The 23,027-nt window shown below is 44.9% G+C and carries 23 protein-coding genes; 8 read left to right on the top strand and 15 right to left on the bottom strand.

Translation table 11 applies throughout. The features are described from left to right. Positions 1-155: 155 nt before the first annotated feature. Positions 156-1,454, top strand: a complete 1,299-nt coding sequence (locus tag QUB06_RS15545; RefSeq protein ID WP_333436020.1) for a cytochrome P450 — start codon at positions 156-158, stop codon at positions 1,452-1,454. 231 nt (positions 1,455-1,685) lie between these two features. Here QUB06_RS15545 and QUB06_RS15540 read toward each other — a convergent pair whose 3' ends face one another. Then, complete coding sequence (locus tag QUB06_RS15540) at positions 1,686-2,291, bottom strand: chorismate lyase (RefSeq protein ID WP_190738647.1); 606 nt, start codon at positions 2,289-2,291, stop codon at positions 1,686-1,688. Between the two features lie 210 nt (positions 2,292-2,501). Between QUB06_RS15540 and tnpB the strand changes: the two genes are divergently transcribed. Then, positions 2,502-3,695: an IS200/IS605 family element RNA-guided endonuclease TnpB gene (gene tnpB / locus QUB06_RS15535; RefSeq protein ID WP_333436019.1), complete on the top strand. Its 1,194-nt coding sequence runs from the start codon at positions 2,502-2,504 to the stop codon at positions 3,693-3,695. Here tnpB and QUB06_RS15530 read toward each other — a convergent pair. Next, positions 3,679-3,903 carry a hypothetical protein gene (locus QUB06_RS15530; protein WP_333436018.1) on the bottom strand — a complete coding sequence of 75 codons (225 nt, stop codon included), beginning with the start codon at positions 3,901-3,903 and terminating at the stop codon, positions 3,679-3,681. The genes tnpB and QUB06_RS15530 overlap by 17 nt on opposite strands. 3 nt (positions 3,904-3,906) lie before the next feature. Here QUB06_RS15530 and QUB06_RS15525 point away from each other — a divergent pair, with 3 nt between their 5' ends. After that, complete coding sequence (locus QUB06_RS15525; RefSeq protein WP_333436017.1) at positions 3,907-5,526, top strand: NAD(P)/FAD-dependent oxidoreductase; 1,620 nt, start codon at positions 3,907-3,909, stop codon at positions 5,524-5,526. Positions 5,527-5,588: 62 nt separating this feature from the next. Here QUB06_RS15525 and QUB06_RS15520 read toward each other — a convergent pair whose 3' ends face one another. Then, entirely contained in the window at positions 5,589-6,140 is a 552-nt protein-coding gene (locus tag QUB06_RS15520) for an acireductone dioxygenase (protein ID WP_333436016.1), read from the bottom strand. A 224-nt stretch (positions 6,141-6,364) separates the two neighbouring features. Here QUB06_RS15520 and QUB06_RS15515 point away from each other — a divergent pair, with 224 nt between their 5' ends. From QUB06_RS15515 to QUB06_RS15500, 4 genes are all read left to right on the top strand, one after another. Beyond that, the gene (locus QUB06_RS15515) at positions 6,365-7,330 is read left to right on the top strand and encodes a M48 family metallopeptidase (protein WP_333436059.1); all 966 of its coding nucleotides are present in this window, start codon (positions 6,365-6,367) and stop codon (positions 7,328-7,330) included. A 225-nt stretch (positions 7,331-7,555) separates the two neighbouring features. Then, positions 7,556-7,981: a DUF4359 domain-containing protein gene (locus QUB06_RS15510; RefSeq protein ID WP_333436015.1), complete on the top strand. Its 426-nt coding sequence runs from the start codon at positions 7,556-7,558 to the stop codon at positions 7,979-7,981. Between the two features lie 227 nt (positions 7,982-8,208). Then, positions 8,209-8,775 (top strand): TerD family protein, encoded by a 567-nt coding sequence (locus QUB06_RS15505; protein WP_333436014.1) that lies wholly within the window; start codon positions 8,209-8,211, stop codon positions 8,773-8,775. 409 nt (positions 8,776-9,184) lie between these two features. Further along, positions 9,185-11,158: a TerD family protein gene (locus QUB06_RS15500; RefSeq protein ID WP_333436013.1), complete on the top strand. Its 1,974-nt coding sequence runs from the start codon at positions 9,185-9,187 to the stop codon at positions 11,156-11,158. A gap of 73 nt (positions 11,159-11,231) precedes the next feature. On the opposite strand, the gene hpsP is transcribed toward QUB06_RS15500, so the two are convergent. The 8 genes from hpsP to hisH form a co-directional block, all read right to left on the bottom strand. Then, positions 11,232-12,524: a hormogonium polysaccharide biosynthesis glycosyltransferase HpsP gene (gene hpsP, locus QUB06_RS15495; RefSeq protein ID WP_333436012.1), complete on the bottom strand. Its 1,293-nt coding sequence runs from the start codon at positions 12,522-12,524 to the stop codon at positions 11,232-11,234. Positions 12,525-12,571: 47 nt separating this feature from the next. Then, entirely contained in the window at positions 12,572-12,751 is a 180-nt protein-coding gene (locus QUB06_RS15490; RefSeq protein WP_333436011.1) for a hypothetical protein, read from the bottom strand. Further along, on the bottom strand, positions 12,748-13,095 hold the full coding sequence (locus QUB06_RS15485; protein ID WP_333097914.1) for a hypothetical protein: 348 nt from the start codon (positions 13,093-13,095) through the stop codon (positions 12,748-12,750). The genes QUB06_RS15490 and QUB06_RS15485 overlap by 4 nt, the downstream gene beginning before the upstream one ends. A 44-nt stretch (positions 13,096-13,139) precedes the next feature. Then, positions 13,140-14,309 (bottom strand): hormogonium polysaccharide biosynthesis glycosyltransferase HpsO, encoded by a 1,170-nt coding sequence (hpsO, locus tag QUB06_RS15480; protein WP_333436010.1) that lies wholly within the window; start codon positions 14,307-14,309, stop codon positions 13,140-13,142. Positions 14,310-14,438: 129 nt separating this feature from the next. Further along, entirely contained in the window at positions 14,439-15,413 is a 975-nt protein-coding gene (gene hpsN / locus QUB06_RS15475) for a hormogonium polysaccharide biosynthesis glycosyltransferase HpsN (RefSeq protein ID WP_333436009.1), read from the bottom strand. A 186-nt stretch (positions 15,414-15,599) separates the two neighbouring features. Then, a complete protein-coding gene (gene glmM, locus QUB06_RS15470) occupies positions 15,600-17,060 on the bottom strand; it encodes a phosphoglucosamine mutase (protein WP_333436008.1) in 1,461 nt (486 codons plus the stop codon). 256 nt (positions 17,061-17,316) lie between these two features. Further along, positions 17,317-17,859, bottom strand: a complete 543-nt coding sequence (gene rsmD, locus QUB06_RS15465; RefSeq protein ID WP_333436007.1) for a 16S rRNA (guanine(966)-N(2))-methyltransferase RsmD — start codon at positions 17,857-17,859, stop codon at positions 17,317-17,319. Between the two features lie 163 nt (positions 17,860-18,022). Then, positions 18,023-18,658, bottom strand: coding sequence for an imidazole glycerol phosphate synthase subunit HisH (gene hisH / locus QUB06_RS15460; RefSeq protein WP_333436006.1), 636 nt, complete (start codon positions 18,656-18,658; stop codon positions 18,023-18,025). On the opposite strand from hisH, the gene QUB06_RS15455 reads away from it, so the two are divergent. Next, positions 18,648-19,211 carry a pyroglutamyl-peptidase I family protein gene (locus QUB06_RS15455; protein ID WP_445251388.1) on the top strand — a complete coding sequence of 188 codons (564 nt, stop codon included), beginning with the start codon at positions 18,648-18,650 and terminating at the stop codon, positions 19,209-19,211. The two genes, hisH and QUB06_RS15455, sit on opposite strands and share 11 nt — an antisense overlap. Before the next feature lie 49 nt (positions 19,212-19,260). Here QUB06_RS15455 and QUB06_RS15450 read toward each other — a convergent pair whose 3' ends face one another. The 4 genes from QUB06_RS15450 to lgt form a co-directional block, all read right to left on the bottom strand. Further along, complete coding sequence (locus QUB06_RS15450) at positions 19,261-19,743, bottom strand: flavin reductase family protein (protein ID WP_333436005.1); 483 nt, start codon at positions 19,741-19,743, stop codon at positions 19,261-19,263. Between the two features lie 152 nt (positions 19,744-19,895). Further along, on the bottom strand, positions 19,896-20,732 hold the full coding sequence (locus tag QUB06_RS15445) for a dienelactone hydrolase family protein (RefSeq protein ID WP_333436004.1): 837 nt from the start codon (positions 20,730-20,732) through the stop codon (positions 19,896-19,898). 196 nt (positions 20,733-20,928) lie between these two features. Continuing rightward, positions 20,929-21,735, bottom strand: a complete 807-nt coding sequence (gene cobM, locus QUB06_RS15440; RefSeq protein WP_333436003.1) for a precorrin-4 C(11)-methyltransferase — start codon at positions 21,733-21,735, stop codon at positions 20,929-20,931. A gap of 120 nt (positions 21,736-21,855) precedes the next feature. After that, positions 21,856-22,749, bottom strand: a complete 894-nt coding sequence (lgt, locus tag QUB06_RS15435) for a prolipoprotein diacylglyceryl transferase (RefSeq protein WP_333436002.1) — start codon at positions 22,747-22,749, stop codon at positions 21,856-21,858. Between the last annotated feature and the right edge of the window lie 278 nt (positions 22,750-23,027).

Genomic DNA, 23,027 nt, shown 5'->3' with positions numbered 1-23,027 from the left:
ACAAGTTTTTGTACTAACCTTAAGACTGACGCACCCTACAGGCTACACACAGAGAAAAGTTATTTTACCAGAAATTTGTCTGCTGCGTATTGCCCACCCTCCAACTAAAATTGATATGATATTAAAAATCTAAAATCTAAAATCTAAAATCTAAAATGGCATTACCTCCCGGAAGTTTCGGTTTACCCCTAATTGGCGATACTATCAACTTTTTGCAAGATTCCCAATTTGCCAAAAAACGCCACCAGCAGTACGGGCCCCTTTTCAAAACCAGCATTTTCGGACAGCCTACCGTGTTTGTGTGTGGCCAAGAGGCTAATTTGTTTGTTTTAAGCAATGAAAACCAATATTTTGCTGTGACTTGGCCTGCCAGCACGAAAGCGCTTTTAGGGCCACTTTCCTTGGCGTTGCAAACGGGTGCTAACCACCAAAATCGCCGCAAGTTGTTGTACCAAGCGTTTCAGCCGCGAGCTTTAGCCGGCTATATCGGCGCGATGGAAAATATCACTCAGCGCTATTTGGAAAAATGGGAAAAAATGGAAACCATGACTTGGTATCCTGAACTGAGAAATTATACTTTTGATGTTGCGGGTAAGTTGTTAGTTGGGCTTGATAATGGTTCGGAAACGGCGCTAGGACATTATTTTGAAACGTGGTGCAATGGTTTATTTTCGATTCCTTTAGATGTGCCTTGGAGTCAGTTTGGCAAGGCGAAAAAGTGCCGAAAGCTGCTGTTGGCAGAACTTGAAAAGATTATTATAGATCGCCAGCAAGGAACCCCTAGCGACAAGGATGCTTTGAGTTTGCTGATTTCGGCTCGCGATGACGAGGGAAATAGTTTGAGTTTGGAGGAGTTGAAAGATCAAGTGCTGTTGCTGTTGTTTGCGGGACACGAAACTTTAACTTCGGCGATCGCCTCTTTTTGCCTTCTGCTAGCTCAAAATCCCGATGTGATGGCAAAAGTCCGCGCCGAACAGCAGCAGTTCCCCGCTACCGAACCGCTAACATTGGAACAGCTCAAAGAAATGACTTATTTAGAACAGGTTATGCGAGAAGTGCTGCGGTTGGTTCCACCAGTGGGAGGCGGTTTTCGGCAGGTAATTAATGCTTGCGAGTTCGGCGGCTACGAAATTCCCAAGGGTTGGATGGTACTTTATCAAATCAATCAGACGCATCAGGATAGCGCAGTTTATCCCGAACCCGATCGCTTCGATCCCGATCGATTTAGCTCCGAGCGATCGCCTAAACCTTTCAGCTACGTGCCCTTTGGTGGAGGTTTGCGAGAATGTTTAGGCAAAGAATTTGCCCGGTTAGAGATGAAGTTGTTTGCGGCAAAGATTGTTCGGGAGTTTGAATGGGAGCTTTTACCGGAGCAAGATTTGAATTTGATCACAGTACCGACTCCGCATCCCCGCGACGGTTTGCGAGTGAAATTTCGGCGGAAAAATTCTTAAGAACAGGCAAGATGCCTGTTCCACAATCGGTAAATTTTCTTGTGGGCCGTTGCTTCTAGCCCGCCCTGAAAGCCTTATTGAGAATGGTGCAATATCTCAGTTGAGACTGAGCTCTTGCACCATTCTCAATAAGCTGTTTATGAACAGGCAAGATGCCTGTTCCACAAAGAGTGAATTTTCTTGTGGAACAGGCATCTTGCCTGTTCTTGATAATGGTGCAATATCTGAGTCTCAATCAACATCCAATTGCATCGGCCCCAAATACTTAGTTAAATAAGGAGAAAAAACCTCATAAATCAGAGTCAAGGGCTTACCATGATGCCAAAACAAATAGTGTCGCCCCCAAAAAGGCCCCGACTGTTCAAAAGCTGACTCCAAAGCCACCGAATCACCGCAATAAATGCCCTGCACATCGCGATACAATTCTGTCCGCAGCCGCGCTAAACTGGCCCAAATTGGCAAAGATTTATTTTGTAAATATTCGTCTACGTGGCTTGCTTCCCACCAAGAAGTCGCATAGGCTAAACGCTGTCCCGAAGCAGTCCGCAGCCACACTTGTCGGCGCAGGCGCGGCCCCGGAACCGCGACAATTTGCTCTGGTGCGCCGTCTGCGTCTTCACCCACTAAAGACATATCGATCACATCTACTTCTGTGGGTTCCCCTGTCAGCAGTTGCAGGTGACGGGTGGGAGAACCGTCGCCCAGGAGCAGTATTTGCCACGCCGGTGCGAGCTTGGTGTGGGGCAAACCCTTCTGTACTGCGTCTTCGGCTCCTTGCCACAGGGGGTTGAGAGCGTGCCAGGTGCGGCTGTTTTTGGGTGTGAATGTTGCAGTCAAGGGTCTTTACAAAACTTAATTTTTTGTTTATTATAACGCTTCTTCAATTATCCACTCAAAAATCAAAAATTGCTCGACCGAGGACGATCGCCCATAGGATGCCCGGTTAAATAGTTATCATAAATTTTGGTTTAAAACCCCGTCCTTTTAGGAAGGCTTTACATTGGCCTGATTTTGGTTTACCATACTAAGTATAGTTTGGTAAGTGCAATGTTCAAGGCGTTTAAGTATAGAATCTACCCAACAAGCGAGCAAAGAGACTTACTGGTTAAGTCTTTTGGTTGTTGCCGTTGGTTCTACAATTACAGCCTTAACTTAACAACCGAAACTTACAAAAAGACTGGGAAGGGATTAAGCAGAAATGAAATAATCAAACTGCTCCCACAACTCAAGAAAGAGCATGAATGGTTAACAGAGCCACCTTCCCAAGTTCTGCAACAAGTAGCGGATAATTTGTCGAGTGCTTTTCTCAATTTCTTTGAAAAGAGGGCCAAGTATCCCAATTTCAAGAAGAAGCATCAAAGGCAGTCAATTAGATTTCCTCAAAAGATGAAATTAAGCGGTGACTATTTAACATTGCCTAAACTGGGAAAAGTTTACGGCAAAGTATCCAGAATTCCCGAAGGTGAATTTAAATCTGTCACGGTTTCAATGACTCAATGTGGTGAATTCTATGCTAGTTGTTTGTTTGATGAAGGAAAGGATAAGCCAGAACTGTCTAAGGAAGGTAAAGCGGTAGGCATTGATTTAGGTATTACTCATTTTGCTATTACCTCAGATGGAACCAAACACGGCAATCCTAAGCACTACCGCAAGCATGAGAAAAAGTTGGCTAAGTACCAAAAGAGATTAGCTAAGAAGCAGAAAGGCTCTAACAACCGCAATAAGGCTAGAAAAAGAGTAGCCAAAGTACACCAGAAAATTACTAGATGTCGAGAAGATTTTCTCCACAAACTAAGTCGTAAATTAGTAGACGAAAATCAAGTCATAGTGGTAGAGAATCTAGCAGTAAAAAACCTGGTACGCAATCATAAATTAGCTAAGTCAATAGCTGATTTAGGATGGGGAAAATTTTGTACCATGCTGAAATATAAAGCAGAATGGTCAGGAAAAATATACATAGAAGTAGATAGATTTTTCCCGAGTTCCAAAACTTGTAATCACTGTTGGCATCGAACTAGCGAAATGCCATTGGATATTCGCAGTTGGCAATGTCCTAACTGCGGAACTTTGCACGACCGAGATATCAATGCCGCTAAAAATATCCGAGATGAAGGTTTACGAATGTTAGAGGTAGGGCATACCTCGGTAGCTTCTGGAGAACGAGTAAGACCAAGCAAAGGCACTGCTTTTGTGAGGCATTGTTCTGTGAAGGAAGAATCACCGCTCATGAAAGGACGGTGAGTGTCAAAATACTTCTGTTCGGGATTTTTATTCTTCCTTCTTCCTTCCTTATACTTCTGTTCGGGATTTTTATTCTTCCTTCTTCCTTCTTCCTTCTTCCTTCTTCCTTCCTTCTTCCTCTTTCCTTCCTTCTTCCTTCTTCCTTCTTCCTGACATCCGTTACATCCGTTACATCCGTTACATAATCCGTTGCCGAACTTCCTTCCACTATATGTTACGAATAACCGAAATAAAACTTCCCCTAGATCATCCTCAAGATGCGATCGCCAGCGCGATTCTCAAAAAGCTGCAAATTCCCCCCGAAGAATTGCTCAGCTATTCCATCTTCAAGCGCAGCTACGATGCTCGTAAAAAACCCGAAATCCTCCTTGTCTATATTGTGGATGTAGAGACGACACAGGAAAAGCAACTTCTCCAACGCTTCAAAAAAGATCCTCATGTGATGGTGACGCCAGACACGAATTATCGCTATGTAGCCAAAGCCCCCAGCAATTTGACGATTCGCCCCATTGTGATTGGTACAGGGCCGTGCGGGATGTTTGCGGGTCTGATGCTGGCACAAATGGGGTTTCGCCCCATCCTTTTAGAACGCGGAAAAGCAGTGCGCGATCGCACGGTTGATACCTTTGGATTTTGGAAGAAAAAAGCAGAATTCAACCCAGAATCTAACGCTCAGTTTGGCGAAGGTGGTGCGGGTACTTTTTCGGATGGCAAGCTCTACAGCCAAGTTAAAGATCCTCAGCATTATGGACGGAAGGTGCTGACGGAACTTGTGAATGCAGGAGCTTCACCGGAAATTTTATATATTAATAAACCGCATATTGGCACGTTCAAACTGGTGGGAATTGTCCAAAGTCTACGCGCCCAAATTGAAACATTAGGTGGAGAGATTAGGTTTCAAAGTCGTGTAGAAGATATCCACATCGAAAATGGAAAAGTGCAGGGACTTACCCTCGCCAGCGGAGAATATATTGCTAGTAATTATATAGTTCTGGCGGTGGGACACAGCGCCCGCGATACTTTTGAAATGTTGTTTTCGCGCGGGGTTTACATCGAACCTAAACCTTTTTCCATTGGTTTTCGGGTGGAACATCCCCAAACTATTATCGATCGCTGTCGTTTTGGCGATCGCGCGGGCCATAAGCTTTTGGGTGCCGCCGATTACAAACTGGTTCACCATTGCCAAAACAATCGTTCTGTATATAGTTTCTGTATGTGTCCCGGTGGTTTGGTAGTGGCGGCTGCGTCAGAACCGGGGCGACTTGTTACTAATGGGATGAGTCAATATTCTCGCAATGAACGGAATGCTAACAGCGGGATTGTGGTTGGTATCACGCCGGAGGATTATCCCGGTCATCCCTTAGCCGGAATAGAGTTTCAGCGTCGCTTAGAAGAACGGGCATTTGAGTTAGGAGGTGGCACTTACAACGCCCCTGGGCAGCTTGTGGGGGATTTTTTGGCGAATCGCCCTTCCACGGCGCTAGGCAGTGTCCAGCCGTCTTATACGCCGGGAGTTGTGATGACTGATTTGAGCGAAAGTTTGCCAGATTATGCGATCGCAGCTATCCGCGAAGCACTTCCGGCTTTTGACAAACAGATTAAAGGATTTGCGATGGATGATGCGGTTTTGACTGGGGTGGAAACGCGCACTTCTTCACCAATTCGGATTAAACGCAAGGAAGATTATCAAAGTTTGAATACAGAAGGTCTTTATCCTGCTGGGGAAGGTGCAGGATATGCGGGTGGAATCCTGTCGGCGGGGATTGATGGGATTAAGGTGGCGGAGGCGGTTGCTTTGAGCATATTGCAATCTTCAAACCACAAAATTTGAGGCTGGATTTGAGGGCTTTTAGATGATTTGAAGATTGCCGTCAACCGTCAACTGTCAACTGTTCAAACAGCAGCTAAACGCGATCGAATTTCCGTATCGGTATACTCAGGCGTCCAGCCTTCTTTGGTGGTAAAATAGCGAACCGCTTTAATTTTCCGGGATGCTGTCAAATAAAACCAGTGTTCTGTATTCGCCGGCACGTTGATAAATTCTTCTGGCTGCACTGTGAGTTCGACTTGGCTGCCGTCGGGCCGCACGAAGCCGAAAATGCCTTCCCCTGCTACGATATAGCGGACTTCATCATCGGCGTGGATGTGGCACTTGTTGAATTTGGACAGCAAGGTGTCGAGGTTGGGAATGTCTGGGTGCAGTACAATTAAGTCGCGATCCTGATAGCCTGCACTTTCCGACAACTGTTGAAAGTAACTGTCGAGGGCTTGCAACACTTGCTCTTTTTGATTGTCGTCAAGAGCATCTTTAGCTAACAAATTTTGAATTTCAGCGCTGTCACCTACGGGCCAGCGGTTGAGTTGAATGTTTAAGGAAGCGAGTTCTCGGGTAATGTCGCTTTGTTGAGTGTAGATTGTACCGTTTTCGAGTTGCAGGATAGCCATTTTTGCACGTTCCAATTTTTGGGTGAGGCGATACACAGGCACTGTGAAAGATGTTTGTCGATCGCGCCTGTACCAGAATCACAATTTTAACGCTAATTTGAACAGGCAAGGTGCCTGTTCCACAACAGTTGAATATTTGTCGCGATAATATTATAAGTCAGACGCCAGCTAGCACCAGCAGCGATGGCATTACTGATATCTTAAATGTAACTTTTGCAACAACTATGCCTACTTATACGGGAATTTCTAGCGAAGCATTTCAGCATCCCCTCGATCGCCAAGCTGAGGAAGCGTTACGCAGCGTGCCTGGATTTGACTTAATTGCCAGCAAATTTGTAGAATTTGTCTACGAACGACCGCAATTCGTTTACCTAATGGGAAATAGCATTCAAGTCGGACCTCGCCAATATGCCAGCATTTATCATATATTTCGGGAGTGTGTGCAGGCTTTAGATGTTTTTCCAGAACCGGGTTTGTTTGTTTCTCAGAATCCCTCAGTTAACAGCTATGCCCTGGGAAAAAACCAGCCTTATGTAGTATTAAACACTGGTCTTTTAGACTTGTTGGACGAGGCGGAACTGCGGGTAGTCTTGGCTCACGAGTTGGGACACATTAAATGCGGCCATCCAACTTTAAATCAAATGGCGATGTGGGCGATGAGCGTCGCATCGACAATTGGCGAGATGACTTTCGGTTTGGGAAATATGGTCGGTAGCGGTTTAATTTTCGCTTTTTACGAGTGGCGGCGCAAGGCAGAATTGTCGGCGGATCGGGCGGCTTTGTTGGTGACGGATGACTTAAACAGTGTGATGAAGACGATGATGAAACTTGCGGGAGTTAGCAGTAAATATGCTGACCAATGCAGTTTGCAAGAATTTATCCGCCAGTCTGACAACTATCAAGAGCTCGATCGAGACAATCTCAACCAAGTGTATAAATTTTTACTTTACAACGGCGGTCAGGGCGTGATGCTGAGTCACCCTTTCCCGGTGGAACGCCTGCGCTATTTGCGAGACTGGGCAAGTTCCGAGGAATACCGCCAAATTAAGCTGGGGAACTACAAGCGGGCTGTAGCTGAAGGTGCGGTTGATGTGAAGTCGCAAACGCCTAACAGCGAGACGGAGGCTTTGCGCCGTCAGATTGAAGAGTTACAGCGGGAGATCGAGAGGCAAAAATCAAAGCGAAACTAAGTTTAAATTCCTCGTCCCCAGGCGCCGCCTGGGAACCAGCTAAATGTTTTGTTGAAGATTTACCGGATTTGAGGGAGGGGGAAACGTAAAAGGAAGGTAAACCAGTGAGAGACTTACTCGCAACTGGCCTCCAATCTAAAAACTGTCCCCTCCTTTCGGAAATCTGTTTCTGAGGAGGTGTAGTTTAAATCAAGAGAAGCTTATAAATCAACGGGGCTAAAAAAAATGAATATTGATAACGCAATGAATACTAACAAGCCTACTTCTAATTTTTTCGGCAATGTGGGAAAAGTCGCGATCGCCCTGACTCTTCTGGCCGCCGGCATGGCATTTACAAATCCTGGGAGAGACAAATATCTAACTTATGCTTCCGGCGTACTCCAAACCGAGTTGGAAAGCACTGTGTGCAAAGATTCTCGCGTTCCGAAAGCTTTGAGCGGCATTACAGATACTTTGATCGGCAGTTGCAAGAATTTGCTGACTTCGCAGCGGAACTCGATCGAAAGCTTGCTCGACAATACAACGCAGCGTCAAAATTTAGGTGTGGTCAGTATTTACACAACTGAATTAGGCAAAAAAAGCTATCAAACGGTTGGAGCTTTTGGTAATTTCGTGACGCTGCCACCTAGTTCTGAAAATGCTCAAAATTAGAGTCAAATTAAGTTCAATTGGTGAAACCGGGTTTTGTAGAAAGCCCGGTTTTTGCTTGCGTAATTCTCTCTCAGTAAATCTCAATAAATTCGGACAGCGGTAGCACATATTTTTAATGAGGCCCGCTATTAGAGACCAAATATTAAGTTTTCTTAAAGAAGAAAAGTTATTGTCCCACTTAATATTAACATGAACGCTATAAAGTTTGATGTTTAACAAATAAGCAGATGGCAATGCAATTAAGTAAGGGTGAGAGATTTAATATCTCTAAAGAAGCGCCCGGTTTAAAAAAAATGGCGATCGCCCTAGGTTGGCAGGTGACAGAGGCAGGACAAAGCTACGAGATTGATGTCTCTGCCTTTATGCTAGGTGCTGACGGCAAAATACCTAACGATAAATATTTAATATTTTACAATAATCTGCAATCCGGTGACAGTTCGGTACTGCAAGTGATTCGAGATAAAAACAACCGAAGTCAAGAGAATAAAACGATTTACGGCGTTATCTTAAAAAGAGTTAATCCTGAAATTGAGGAAATAACTTTTGTTGTCACTATTCACGAAGCCGAAAAAATTAATGCAAATTTTAGCAATATAAAAAATGCTTTTATCAAGATTTACAGTTTGGATACAGAAAACGAACTTGTTCGTTATGAATTAAAAGAGAATTTTTCGCGAGAGACGGCTGTAGAATTTGGTCGCTTGTATAGAAAGAATGGAGAGTGGAGATTTCAAGCGGTAGGAACAGGATATCAGGCAGGATTGCAGAGTTTTGTGGATAAGTATTGCAGCTAAAATCGTAATAATATTGCTCCCATTACTCACGACTTGGCAGCGGGAACTGCCGATGATTTGCAGTTTCCGGCTGGGGAGTTGGAGGTGGAGTCAGAACCGGAAGCGGAACAGTCTCGTCTGGAGCTTTTGGTAACTTTGTTACCTTGTTACCTAGTTCTGAACATGCTCAAAAGTAGGGTCAAATTAAGTTCAATTGTAGAAACCGGTTTGGGAGAAAGCCAGGTTTTAAATTACGTAATTGTACTTAAGTAAATCTCAGTAAATTTCAGATACAGGCAGCACATATTTTTAATCAAGCCCGCTATTAAAAGCAAAATATTAAGTTTTATTGAATAGCAAAAATTATCCGGAGACTTAATATTAACATGAACACTATAAAGTTTGATGTTTAACCAATAAGCAGATGGCAATGCAATTAAGTAAGGGTGAGAGATTTAATATTTCTAAAGAAGCGCCCGGTTTGAAAAAAATGGCGATCGCCCTCGGTTGGCAGGCGACAGACGCAGGACAAAGCTACGAAATTGATGTCTCTGCCTTTATGCTAGGTGCTGACGGCAAACTACCTAACGATAAATATTTTATCTTTTACAATAATCTGCAATCCTGTGACGGTTCGGTACTGCAATCGATTCCTGACAAAAATAACCGAGGTCAAGAAAAGAAGACTATTTACGGCGTTATTTTAGAGAAAATTAATGCGGAAATTGAGGAAATAACTTTTGCGGTCACTATTCACGAAGCAGATAAAATTAAGGCAAGTTTTAGCAATATCAAAAATGCTTTTATCAAAATTACCAATTTGGATAGGGGAAGCGAACTGGTTCGCTATGAATTAAAAGATAATTTTTCGCGAGAGACTGCTGTAGAGTTTGGTCGTTTGTATAGAAAAAATGGAGAGTGGAAATTTCAGGCAGTAGGAGAAGGATATCAAGCAGGATTGCAGAGTCTGGTTGACAAGTATAAAAGCGGAAACAGCAATAATATTGCTCCCATTAGTAGGGAGTTGACAGCCGAAACAGCAGCAGATGATTTGCAGTTGCCGGCATGGGAGTTGGAGGTAGAGTCAGAACCGGAAGCGCAACAATCTCGTCAGACTCGAAGGGTACAGCCATCACGAATTAACAATCAAGTTAATAACTCGCGAAGCCGCAAAATACCCGCAGCTTTATTAGCAGGTTTAGGGGTTTTGGTGTTGGGGACAGGTGCAGGGATGAGCGCCTTGATGCGATCGGGAAATGAAACGCTCAAGCAAGCAGAAATACTGGGCGTTGAAACGCAGAATGCAGCGAAAGTCACCGATGTCAATCGGCTCAGAGGTTTCGATAAACGACTTAAAGAAACGATCGCCAGTTTAGAGAAAATTCCTAACTTCCCTGGCTGTGGGTATCAACAAGCTAGAGCTGATTTGCTGAAACTGCGCCCGATATTGGTTCCCGTAGCGCAAAATTTACAGGCCGCAGAAAGTCTAGAAAAAGCTCAACAATTGGCAATGGAAGCTGCTGTGGTTGTGCAAAAACCGCCTCATCCGATGGAAGTTTGGCAGCAGTCGCAAAGTAAATGGCAACAGGCGATCGCACTTTTAGAAGCGATAGATTCACGTACACCTGTTTATAATCTAGCTCAAAATAAGTTATCCCATTACCGCGCTAATCGTGCTGTTATCAGTCAAAGAGTTGCGATCGCTCAAAAAGCTGCAAATTTTAGCAACCAAGGTTCTTTGAAAGTTCAAAAGGGAGATGTTCCGGGGGCGATCGCAAATTTTACTCAGGCTTTAGCGCTGAATCCGAACATACCTCAAGCTTACCTCGGATTGGGAATTGCTACTGGCCAACAGGGAAACAAGCAGCAGGCAATTTACAATTACGATCGAGCGCTACAATTTAATCCTAACTTGGCAGAAGCTTATTTCGGTCGCGGTCAAGCATACTATGAATTGGGAAACAAGCAAAAGGCGATCGGGGATTACGAACAAGCTATTCGCGTTAATCCTAATTATGGTTTGGCTTATTTGGAACGAGGTGCTATTCGCTGTATGTTGGGAACCAAATCGCAAGCAGTAGCAGATTTTAACCACGCTGGAGAACTTTTTTTAAAGCAGGGAGACGGAAATAATTACAAATTAGCACAAAGCTTTATTAATGATTGTCAAGAACCGATTGCAGAGGCTGCAATCTGCGATTATCGAAGGAAGATAGACTCCTTCGGCAGACCCTGCGGTCGCTCTGTTAATGTTCCGATTATAATTAGAAGAAAATCCGCGACTGCTACCTCAAACTCTGAGTCTACTGATGTTAAAAGCAGTAGCAGCGTTGAAAAAATCTCGCCTGCAAATTCGGATAGCAGCACTACAAGAACTCGCAGCAGGCGCAGAAGCAGAAGGTAAACCGCTGTGGCATTAGTCAATATAACAACCGCCAAGACGGTTAGGACGTTGTTAATGGGTGAAACAATTGATTTTATTGCTTCTTCCTTCTTCCTTCTTCCTTCTTCCTTCTTCCTTCTTCTATAGATGATAAAATCTCCTGGTAAGCATCGATGGTTTGCTGGGCGATCGCATCCCAGTTATAATGCTTTTTTGCATACTCTTTGCCGTTCAATCCCCGCCGTTGGCGCTCCTGTGGATTGAGAAGTGCTGATTTGATTGAATTGGCGATCGCCCCTACTTGCAAAGGTTCCACCCAACCAGCTTCTGCTTGCTGTATGTCTTCCGCAATATGTATGCGATCGGAAATGGCGACAGGTACACCCGCGGCCATCGCTTCTGCTACAGCAATGCCAAAGTTTTCGTAATAAGAAGGCAATACAAATAAGTCGGCTTTTGTCAACAGTTCAACTTTTAAATCACCGCTCACAAAGCCAGTTATTGTTGTGTATTTTGCTAAGGTTGAATTCTGAATTGTTACTTTAATTTGTGTTTCATAATCAGCATCTTGGGGATTTGAACCAGCTAAAATAAAGTGAAAGTCTATGCCCGATGCCAAAATACTTTCTAATGCTGGAATTAATAAATAAAGCCCTTTTTTAGGTTCAATTCGCGACATAAATAAGATGATTGGTACTTGAGATTCTCGCAATCTCTGAGGAAACAAACCTGCTGTCACCCCCAATGGAATCACCAAATCCCGTGGCGCAGGCATCTTGCCTGTGAAGTCCAAATCCTGTGGCACAGGCATCTTGCCTGTGCAGTTCAAATCCCGTGGCACGGGCATCTTGCCTGTGCAGTTCAAACCAAATCTTTCTGAGATTTTAGCTTCTTCTTTACTTGTGAAATGAATTGCGGCCGCCCCTGCTAAATTAGGGCGTTCTAAAAGCGTGGCATAAATCTGTTTCAAGCGCTTTTTTTTCTGCAAATCGGCGGGGTCAAGCATACCGCATGGACGCATAATATATGGCAACTTGTGATATCTAGCAATTGTAGCAGCGAGGGTAGTTACTGGTGAGAAAAGAGCGTGAATGTGAGCCAGGTCAAATTGTCGCGCATTTTCATTTAACCACTGCAATAAACTCAGAGAAAACTTATATCTACGCCAGGGAGAACAGCGGAAATAAATAATTTGATAACCGTTTTGTTGTATTGGTTGATTTAAAGGAACATCTAAAGGAAGTTGACCGATATCTCCGTTAGAATCTGTAGTGATAATTGTGACATCAATGTTTGTGGCCGCGAGGGCCGCAGAAAGTCCGAGTACCATTTGACTCGGCCCGCCGTAGACGAGGGAAATGGAGGGGATAATTTGGAGAATCCGCATGGGGGATAGTTATTTAAATCAACATACCAACATCTCCCATTACAAATTTAATTATCTGCAAAAGGCTGCCCGTCTAGCTGTTCAGCTTCTTCTCTTTTTGTGGCTGTAATTTGGGTATTGTGAGCCATTGTCTTGGAAAATTCATACATTTCACTGGCTTTTGCTTCCGCAGCTTTCACAAGTTCAAGGATTTCCAGCAGTAGGCTTTCATCTGGTAATTGTTTCATGGCAATGCTTCTAATCTCTCAACTACTTTGTCAATCATAATTCTCGATTCAGGAGCCATATGTAGCAAGGCTGCTAAATAATCTCCTGCTTTTTGAACATCTTCATCGGGCACACCAGCCATCAATACATTGCCCACAATGTGCTCTGCTTGTAAGCGAACACCTGATACGCAGAATTGAAAATTACTGATCGAAGAAAAGTATTGCATCAGTATTTCATTCTGGGGAAAAAGAGACATTGCTCTTCTAAGTGCAAAAAGTCCCTGCGTTGCTTGGCGCTCAGTATCGTCTAGTACCTGGTAGAGTTCGCTAACCAAAGAGCGTATGTCGGGAGGAATAGACATTTACCACAGTTTTTTTTATTTAACACTTGCATTATAGCTAAAAGTTACAACAATTCTTTGTAGAATTCCAATAACTGCTCAGCTAAAGCTTTATTTGTATAATTGCTCATCGCTCTATGATAACCCCGATCGCCCAACTCTGCCCCCAACTCCCGCCGCTCCATCAATTTCTGCAAACACTCTCGCAACACCCCTGCATTTCCTTCTGGGAATAATAACCCCGCATCGCCGATGACGTGGGGAATTTCCCCGCAGTCGGAACCAATAACCGGAATGTGACAAGCCATCGCTTCAATTAAAACGTGACCAAATTGTTCTTTCCAGCCCACAGTGGTCAAAGTTTGGAATTTATAGCTAGTTTGCGAAGGCAATACCAAACAGTTCATTAAGTTAATGTAAGGGGGAATTTCTTCGTGGGAAACGCTTTCTACCCAGATTATTCGGTCGCTAATTCCCCATTCAATACATTTTTCGGCGAGGTGCGTCCGCAATTGTCCTTGTCCTACTAACAGCCACTTCCAAGAGCTTTTTTTTAACCCTGCCAAGGCTGCAGCTAAAGTCAACAATCCTTTTTCTTCGACAAATCGCCCTACAAATCCTACCACAAAATCGGTCGGTTTAATTCCGAATCTGCGCGATAAATCAGCGTCTTTACCAGTGGGGCGAAACAAAGCTTCATCTACTCCGAGTTGTGGCATTACTTTTACCGCACCTTGATAGCCCCGCTGCCGCAAAATTTTTGCTCCATCTAGGTTGCCTGCAATAATTCCGTCGGTGTGCTGAAGATTGAAATTTTCTAAGACTGAAACGGGCCACTTCAATTGATAAGGCAGATTCCACCAAGTAAATAATATATTTTTTGCTTGCAGTTTTAGCAGTTTATTTAGTAAAATTAACTGAGCGCAAGCGATGGATTTTGCACCTTGTTCAACTTGAATTATCTGCGGTTTATTTTTTTGCAGAACTTCAATTAAATCTGTACCAAAAGTTAGCAATCCTTGATTGTTTTGACTAAAGTTGGAGAGGGGGACTACTTTAAAAGAGCCTTTTTGATAAAATTGCGTTTCTATAATTTTATTTTGTACGCCTCCCGGTTTCCAACGCTGCGGCACTACAACTGTTACTTCAATATCGGGTTCTAGGTTGGCTAATATCTTGAATTTTTCCCGATTAATGTCCACAATATAGGTGTGACTAGCCACGAGAATTCTCATTTATTGGGAATGGGGAATGGGGCATGGGGCATTGGGCATTGGGCATTGGGAATGGGGAATGGGGCATTGGGAATGGGGCATGGGGCATGGGGCATGGGGCATGGGGAATTGGGAATTGGGAATTGGGAATTATTGAGCGTTAATCTTGTCTTGATGGCTATAACTTTGTCCATCATTCCACAGAGATTGAATTACTGTATTTATAGCACTGAGAAAACCCAAGATATAAAAAGCAAATCTAGTTATAATTTTAATGGGCGAGGCGCTTTTATAACAAGGGGGATTTCCCAAAACGTGGCAGTCAAAGAGTTTGGCGAAAAATCGCAGGCATTGAAAGGCTGTTAAATTTTTCAATCCCATGAGGAAATGGTTGTGATAAAATGTGACTTGATACTCGATCGATCGCGTACTGACATCGTGACATCCGCCGCTCTCTTCCCCTAAGTGAACTAAACACGCATTGGGATCGTACCAAATTTTCATGCCAGTCGATCGCAATCTCAAACAAAAATCCGACTCCTCCCGCACCGCACTCCCTGCAAACCGCTCATCAAACCTCAGCCCGCATTCGGCAAAAACCTGCCTGCGAAATGACATATTGCAGCCTCTCGCCGAGAGCACCTGCTGCGGTTTGACTGTATGCACCAAATCGATAAAATACCAGGCAATGCCCGCATCCATAGCTTCTGAGGGCAAATATTCGATCGCCAAATCGCCTCCAGAATTATCCAGTTTCATTCTGTCAAAAACCCTGCCCGCCACACATCCCACATCGGGTTTTTCTAAATAATTGCCAGCGTGAGCCGCCAAAAAACCATCTGGCAATTGTACATCATCATCAATAAATAAAATAATCTCTCCAACTGCGCGCCGCACTGCATAATTTCGAGCAGCCGGCAAACTCGCCCAATCTACTCTAAACCAGCGAATTTTGCCAGCATTTGCCAATTCCTCTAAATAAACTTGAGTTTCCGATTCGTGGGTGCGAGTTTGATCGATTACTAGAACTTCAAAATTCGGGTAATTTTGCCGAATCGCATCCGCCAATGTCTCTCGCAGAGGTTGCTCGCGGTTGTAGGTGGGTATCACAACAGAAATCATCATCACACAATTGAGGGAAAATAAAGTTAAGGGTAGGCAGGATGCCTGCCCCACTCGTTATTTTTGGAGAAGTTGATTAAAACTCGAAATTAATAGTTAGAAATTTTGATTTATGAATTTTGACTTAAAAGATTTCAACTCAAAACTCAAAACTCACAATTCCCAAGTTTTAGCACTTCCCCACTTCCATCAGATAGCGATGTGTTGCTGAACTGCTAAAACTAAATTTTCAGTCCAGAAATTAGCCAATTCGGCGCTGGCAGCTTCCACCATAACTCGGATTAGCGGTTCAGTGCCAGAAGCGCGCACCAAAACCCGTCCCTGTTCTCCCATTGCTGTTGTAGCACGTTCGATCGCACTTTGCATTGCCTCGCACTCGTGCCATTTCAGGCGTTTTTCGCGATCGTCCACCCGAATATTTCGCAACAACTGCGGATAAGTTTGGAAACTGCCACTTACCAATTGTGCCAAAGATTGCCCGGACTGGCGCACCAGCGAAGCCAAATGCAAAGCTGTCAGCAAACCGTCGCCGCTGACACCGTAATGCGGGCAAAGAATGTGTCCCGACTGTTCGCCGCCCAACATCGCACCGGTGCGCTGCATTTCAGCGTGAACGTACTGATCTCCGACGTTGGTTCTAGTTAGTTTGCCGCCCAATTCTTCCCAAGCTCGCTCGAAGCCGAGGTTAGCCATTACAGTAGAAATAATTAAATTGGATGGTAACTGTTGGGAGTCGCGCAACTGCCGGCCCCAAAGATAAAGAATGTAATCGCCGTCAATCGTTCGACCTTGGTTGTCAACACACAAAACTCGATCGGCATCGCCGTCAAAAGCAAATCCCAAATCGGCATTGTGTTCCAAAACTGCCGCTTGCAAACTGTCGAGATGAGTAGAACCGCAGTTAACATTAATACGATCGCCATCAGGAGAGTCGTGCAAACAGATCACATCCGCCCCCATTTGCGCGAACACCGCCGGACCCAAACCCGCGGCCGCCCCCCAAGCCAAATCCAAAACAATCCGCATTCCCTCCAAATTCATCTGTTGCAGCGAATCACAGAGCGAAGTGGCATAATCTTTAACCAACTCAGACCGATGGTAGTGGTGTCCCCAACCCAAGCTAGCAATTGGAACCTTTGCTCCCCGGATTCCCGCTTCGATTTGTTCCTGCAACTGCTGCGACAGCTTGGAGCCGTTTGAGCCGAAAAACTTAATGCCGTTGTCTTCTGGGGGATTGTGAGAAGCCGAAATCATCACTCCGCCGACAGACTCCGAAACGCTTGCCAGATAAGCAACGCAGGGAGTGGGACACAATCCCAAATTCCAAACTTCTAACCCGGCGGCCGTCAAACCCGCTGACAGTGCCATTGCCAGCATATCGCTGGAATTCCTGCTGTCTTGCCCCAAAATCACAGGCCCCTGGTTGGGGGTATTTTGGCGTAGGACTTGTCCAGCCCAGAAGCCCACTTGCAGGGCTAGGGGTGCATTCAGCAATTCTCCAACTTTCCCGCGAATGCCGTCTGTGCCGAAGAGTTTGGTATTTGGCAGGGAGAGGCTATTTCCCAGCAGAATCGTATCCAGTTTGGCTGGCTGTACCGAGTTAACAGCCGGAAACTCGCTGCCACGAGGGCGCGAAGGTGTCTGAACCATATTCACTCCTTTAGGAATATTCACACTCACACTTTGGGTTCATGTTACAACTGAAAGTCTTTATTTTCAGCCTAAACTCCATTTATTTCGTCGATTGCTGAAGCAACTTGCTCTGACAACCTACGCACCAAGCTTAACTTCATCGGAAAAATTTGTATTGTACGCAATGGAAAAACTTTTAGTACCGGGGGCGCCAACGCCAGGAAACCCGGTTTCTTTTTGCCTCCAGGCGTGACGCTGCTGCGGTTTGAGCCTCTCAGCCACTGCGGGTATAGAAGGTTAATGCTGTATTGCCGTATATTTTATGGCGGCAAATTTCTAGGCCGGAAATCGCTTGTGTCGATCGCTCCGGGCTGTGTTCGATCGCGATTTCGCCGAGGAGTGCTAGCATTTCTTGGCTGGCGATCGTGTTTAACACAGGTTCGTACAAGTCGCTGGCGTAGGGCGGATCGAAGTAAATGCGATCGAACTGCTGCCCCGCTAGTGTCGCCAACTTCGCCGTCGCGTTTCCCCGCAATATTTGGAATGTTTGGGACGAGTCTGCTATTTTCTCCCAGTTTTCGCGGATAATCGCACAAGCTTTCGCCGACTGTTCGATGCCAGTGACACTCGCGGCTTGACGACACAAAGCTTCTGCACCCATCGAACCGCTGCCGGTACAAATGTCAAGCCATCTGCAATCTGCGATCGTCCCTTGCCAAATATTAAATAAAGCTTCTCTGACTCGCGAAGGTGTAGGGCGAGTTGCGAGTCCCGGCAGGGTTTTGATTTGGCGATTGCCACAGATTCTTAAACTCATTTAGGAAGAAGGAAGTTCGGCAACGGATTCTGTAACGGATGTAACGGATGTAACTGATTTAACAGATGTCAGGAAGAAGGAAGAACAAAGAAGAAGGAAGAAGACTTTTAAAAATGTCAAACCCGGTTTCGGCAATCTACCGGGTTTTTCAATATTCATGCACCTAAGCGGCGACTTTTTCCCTCACCAGACTGACAAAATTTGACAGCATTTGCAATCCCGTACTCGAAGACTTTTCCGGGTGAAATTGCACGGCCATCAAATTGTCTTTAGCTATAGCCGCCGTCACGTTTTGACTGCCGTGAGTCACCATTGCCGATCGCACTTCCAAATCAACTGGATCGACATAATAAGAATGCACGAAATAAACCCAAGGATCAGACGGTAAATTTTGCCACAGCGGCAAATTCTGCTGAGTAAGTTCCAATTGATTCCATCCCATGTGCGGAATTGTCAAACCCGGTTCCGACCGAAATCGGCGCACCTTTCCCGCAATAACGCCCAATCCCGGTTCTACGCCTTCTTCGGAACTTTCAAACAGAATTTGTAAACCCAAACAAATGCCTAAAAAAGGTTTTCCCGACGCGATCGCCCTTTTTATCGGTTCTATCAAATTGCGCGATCGTAAATTCTGCATTGCCGGGTCAAACGAACCAACTCCCGGCAAAACCACCGCATCAGCCTGCTCGATTATAGCAGGAGAATCTGTAATTTTTGGCACTGCACCCACATTTTCCAAGCCTTTACAGACTGAGTGCAGATTGCCCATGTCATAGTCTACTACTGCAATGACAGACATTGACTTACTTGCCTTATATTATCAATATCAGTATTATTGCACAAATATGACGGCGAAAATCCTGCTAACCTCATTTGATACTTGGCTTCCCCATCAGCAATCCAACTCTTCGGACGACTTATTAGCCAAGATTTCCCAAATCAAATCTTTGCCTGATTCCCTGACTTTTTTGAGGAAACTGCCAGTAGATTTTCAGCTAGCACCTAATTTAGCGATCGCCCAAATCAACCAACTCCAACCCGACACTATTATCTGCTGCGGTATGGCCGAAAGCAGGCAAAAATTAACTATAGAATCTTGCGCTTGCTGCGATCGCGACCTTCGGCAAACATCAGTTAATCTCGAACCGCTAGTCGCTGATTTAGCTGCAACAGAAATCAGTCACGAAGCCGGAAAATTTGTATGCGAAGCCCTCTATTATGCAGTTTTAAAACACCTTGCAGATTCTCAACTTAGCACCAAATGTATTTTCGTACACGTACCAATTTTGACAGAAGAAAATGCCGACAAAATTGTCGCCGATTTTTTATTAATTTTAACTCGCATCCCTTAACAACTGACAACTGACAACTGACAACTGCCAATTGCCAATTGCCAACTTTCTAACCGCCGTAATTCCAACCCGTGCTTTCTAGCAGCAACGGATTGCCTTCTCGGTGGACGCCGGCTGCCAAAACTTCTCCCACATAAACCGTGTGATCCCCGTGTTCCACAGAACCGACAACTTTGCACTCGATGTAACCCAGAGAATCCGAGATAATCGGACAACCAGTTTCCGCGCCCGGATAAAATTCTACATCCTCAAATTTATTGCCAACGCGGCGCTGCTGTTTAAAGAATTTCTGGGCTAAGTCTTTTTGCCCTGCTTCTAGGAAACTCAAAGCAAAGACACCGCTGGCTTTGATCATGGCGTGGGATTTGGAGTCTTGCTTGACGCAGTTGACAACTAACGGAGGGGTAAAGGAAGATTGCATCACCCAGCTAGCGGTGAAACCGTTGACTTCCTCCCCGTCTTTGACACCGCAGATGTACAATCCGTGAGGGATTTTCCGCAAGATGGTCTTTTTAGCTTGTTCGTCTAGCACGGGCTTACCTGTTCGATCGATAATTCTACACCGCTCAGTTTACCAATGTCGGGCCCACAAACCCACCTGTCTTAAGGGCTATTCGCTAATATTGCCTTTTTCCTGCCCAAACTTGACACCAGTTTTAAGTAAAAATTAACAACTCAAAACTATTATGAAACTCCATACTTTTTAAACCAATCTTGCATCCGTTTCCAACCATCCTTAGCTTCTTTTTCCCGGTAACTGGGGCGATAGTCGGCGTTAAAAGCGTGCGGCGCATCTGGATAAAGCACAATTTCGGAACCGCTGCTGCCAGTTTTGAGAACTTCCTGCATTTTCTCGACTGTATCGTTGGGAATTGACTGGTCTTTGCCACCGTAAAGCCCCAATACGGGCACTTTCAAAGTTGCTGCAATGTCGATCGGCTGTTTGGGAGTTAAATCCGTAGAATTGCCAACCACACGCCCGTACCAAGCCACTCCAGCTTTGACTTTCGGGTTGTGAGAAGAGTACAGCCAAACAATTCTGCCACCCCAGCAAAATCCTGTAATTCCCAACTTATTAGTATTGCCTTTTCCTGACTTTTGTGCCCACTCTACGGTAGCATCTAAATCAGACATAACTTGAGCGTCAGGAACTTTCGAGACAACTTTACTAATAATTTCTTGAACCTCGGTGAGTTTAGAAACATCACCTTGACGGGCAAACATTTCTGGGGCGATCGCTAAATAACCTAATTTTGCCAAACGGCGACAAATATCTTGAAGGTGGGCGTGAACTCCGAAGATTTCTTGAATTACTAAAATTACTGGAAAATTGCTGCCGCTGGCTGGCATTGCTCTGTATGCTGGAATTGAGCCGTCTTTTACAGGAATTTTTACCTCACCTGCAACTAAACCAGCAGCATCAGTATTGATAACGGCAGCCGCAAGAGGATGAACTGCTAAGGCAAATCCGGCGCTTAATGCGGTGACAGTGATAAATTGTCTGCGAGTTAAATCAGTCATGGCGATTTTAGATTTTAGATTCTAGATTTTAGATTTTAGATTGGGGAATTGGGAATTGGTAATTGGTAATTGGTTATTTCATAATTTCTCCTTCTTCCTTCTTCCGACATTCATGGGACTGAAATCCGTTACATCCGTTACATCCGTTACAAAATCCGTTGCCGAACTTTCTTTTTCCTGACATCCGTTACATCCGTTACAAAATCCGTTGCCGAACTTCCTTCGATGCTCGGAAAAGCCGATCGTGATCTGGATGGTACAAGCGCGATCGCCCTTCTGCTGATTTTCCTAACGCCGGACTAATCACATACATTGTCGTTCTCAGCAAATTATTTTCGCGCGTAGCAACTGCCATTTTGTCAAGGGGAACTAGCACAATTTTTTCATCCGGCCAGCCCAACCGATAACAAATCGCTACAGGCAAATCCGATGGGTAATGTTCCATCAATTTAGCTTGAGCTTTTTCGACATGGCGGGCGCTCAAATACAGGCACAAACTCGCTTGATGAGCCGCTAAACTCGCCAATTCTTCGCGTTCGGGTACTTCGGTTCTGCCACTAATTCGCGTCAAAATAATTGTCTGCACAACTCCCGGAACCGTCAACTCAATTTTAAGTTTAGCCGCCGCAAGTTGGAAAGCGCTAATTCCCGGGATTACCTCAAAAGCAATTCCCTCGGAAGCCAAAGCTTGCATTTGTTCGCCGACAGCCCCGTAGAGGCAGGGATCGCCCGAATGGAGGCGGACGACGCTTTTTCCGGCCTGCACTCGTTGCACCATCAAAGGTACAATCTCTTCGAGGGTCTTATCCGCAGTTTGGATCACTTCTGCATCCGCGCGCACCCCCTGCAAAATTTGCTCTGGGACTAGGGAATCAGCAAATAATATGACATCGGCTGCAGCCAGTAATTTTTGAGCCTTAACAGTCAACAAATCCGGGTCTCCCGGGCCTGCACCTACAATGTATACCCCTGGAATTAGGGCTTCAATCTCTGTCAAACTCATTGCTGCTAACAAATTTGCTAAATTTACGGACGCTTCCGGATGTACCTATTTTGGTTGGAAGTAATAGATGGTAGATGCACCCTGGTTTTGAACCCTAGAGACTAACCTCTCTGGGGTTTTTTATTGATCCTCTGGGGATTTGTGAGTGATCTTTGCCCGATCGCTATTGGGAGAGACAACATCGGGTAAAGGTCGATCGAGCAGATAAAGCCAAGCTAACCCGCCCAACCCTAACACAATCCCAGTCAAGCTTACCATCTGTGCCGTCCGCAGCGGCCCGAACATCAAACTATCAGTCCGCAACCCTTCAATCCAGACTCTACCGGAACTGTAAGCAGCGATATAGATCAAAAATAAAGCACCCGTTTTCAAGCTAATTTTGCCCTGCAAATCGCGGAAAAATAAACTCAGAAGCAACCCAAATACTGTAAAATTCCACAGGGATTCGTAGAGAAATGTGGGGTGGAAGTATTCAAAATTAGCGTAAGCGGGCGGGCGGCTGTTTGGCGGAATATAGAGTTTCCAAGGCAAATCCGTAGGACTGCCAAAAGCTTCGGAGTTAAAGAAATTTCCCCAGCGTCCGATCGCCTGACCGAGAATTGCCGAAGGCGCGATTAAATCTGCCAATTGCCAAAAAGAAACTCGCTGAATTTTCGCAAAAATTAAAGCTGCGATCGTGCCACCCAAAATCGCCCCGTGAATGGCAATTCCGCCTTTCCAAATCGCAATAATATCTTCAGGCCTCTGGGCGTATTGCTGCCACTCAAAAGCTACGTAATAAATTCGAGCACAGGGAATAGCGCCCAGAACCAGCCAAATTGCCAAATCACCCAACAATTCCGGGTTGACGCGGCGCTTTTCGGCCAAGTATTGGGAGAGACTGACCCCAATCAAGACGGCAGAAGCTATTAACAGCCCGTACCAGCGAATGGCTACGGGGCCAAGTTGAAAGATAATTGGGCCCGGCGATGTAAATTGAAACGCTAAGGGCAGAGCAAGAATATTTAGCACCATAAAAGTTGCATTAATTGTGTTGGAAAGCTGTCAAATTTGCATACCCTTTCACAAACTCCAGAGTTTATTTTAGGTGGCTGCGGTCATTTACACGCAATTTTTGGGGAATTTTGCCAAAAATTAACTTTGTTGGGGACATTTGTGTCTGGAGTTTTCTTTGTGAGTCCACAATAATATCCCCCCTAACCCCCCTTAAAAAGGCTTGTCATTACCAACATTTTTCAAACGACTGGGTTGTAAAATCAGCAGCCCAGCACATATCCATCAATCGACTAAAT

The organism is Microcoleus sp. D2_18a_D3, from assembly GCF_036702455.1.
Lineage (GTDB): Bacteria > Cyanobacteriota > Cyanobacteriia > Cyanobacteriales > Microcoleaceae > Microcoleus.
This window is presented reverse-complemented; position numbering and strand designations above follow the sequence as displayed.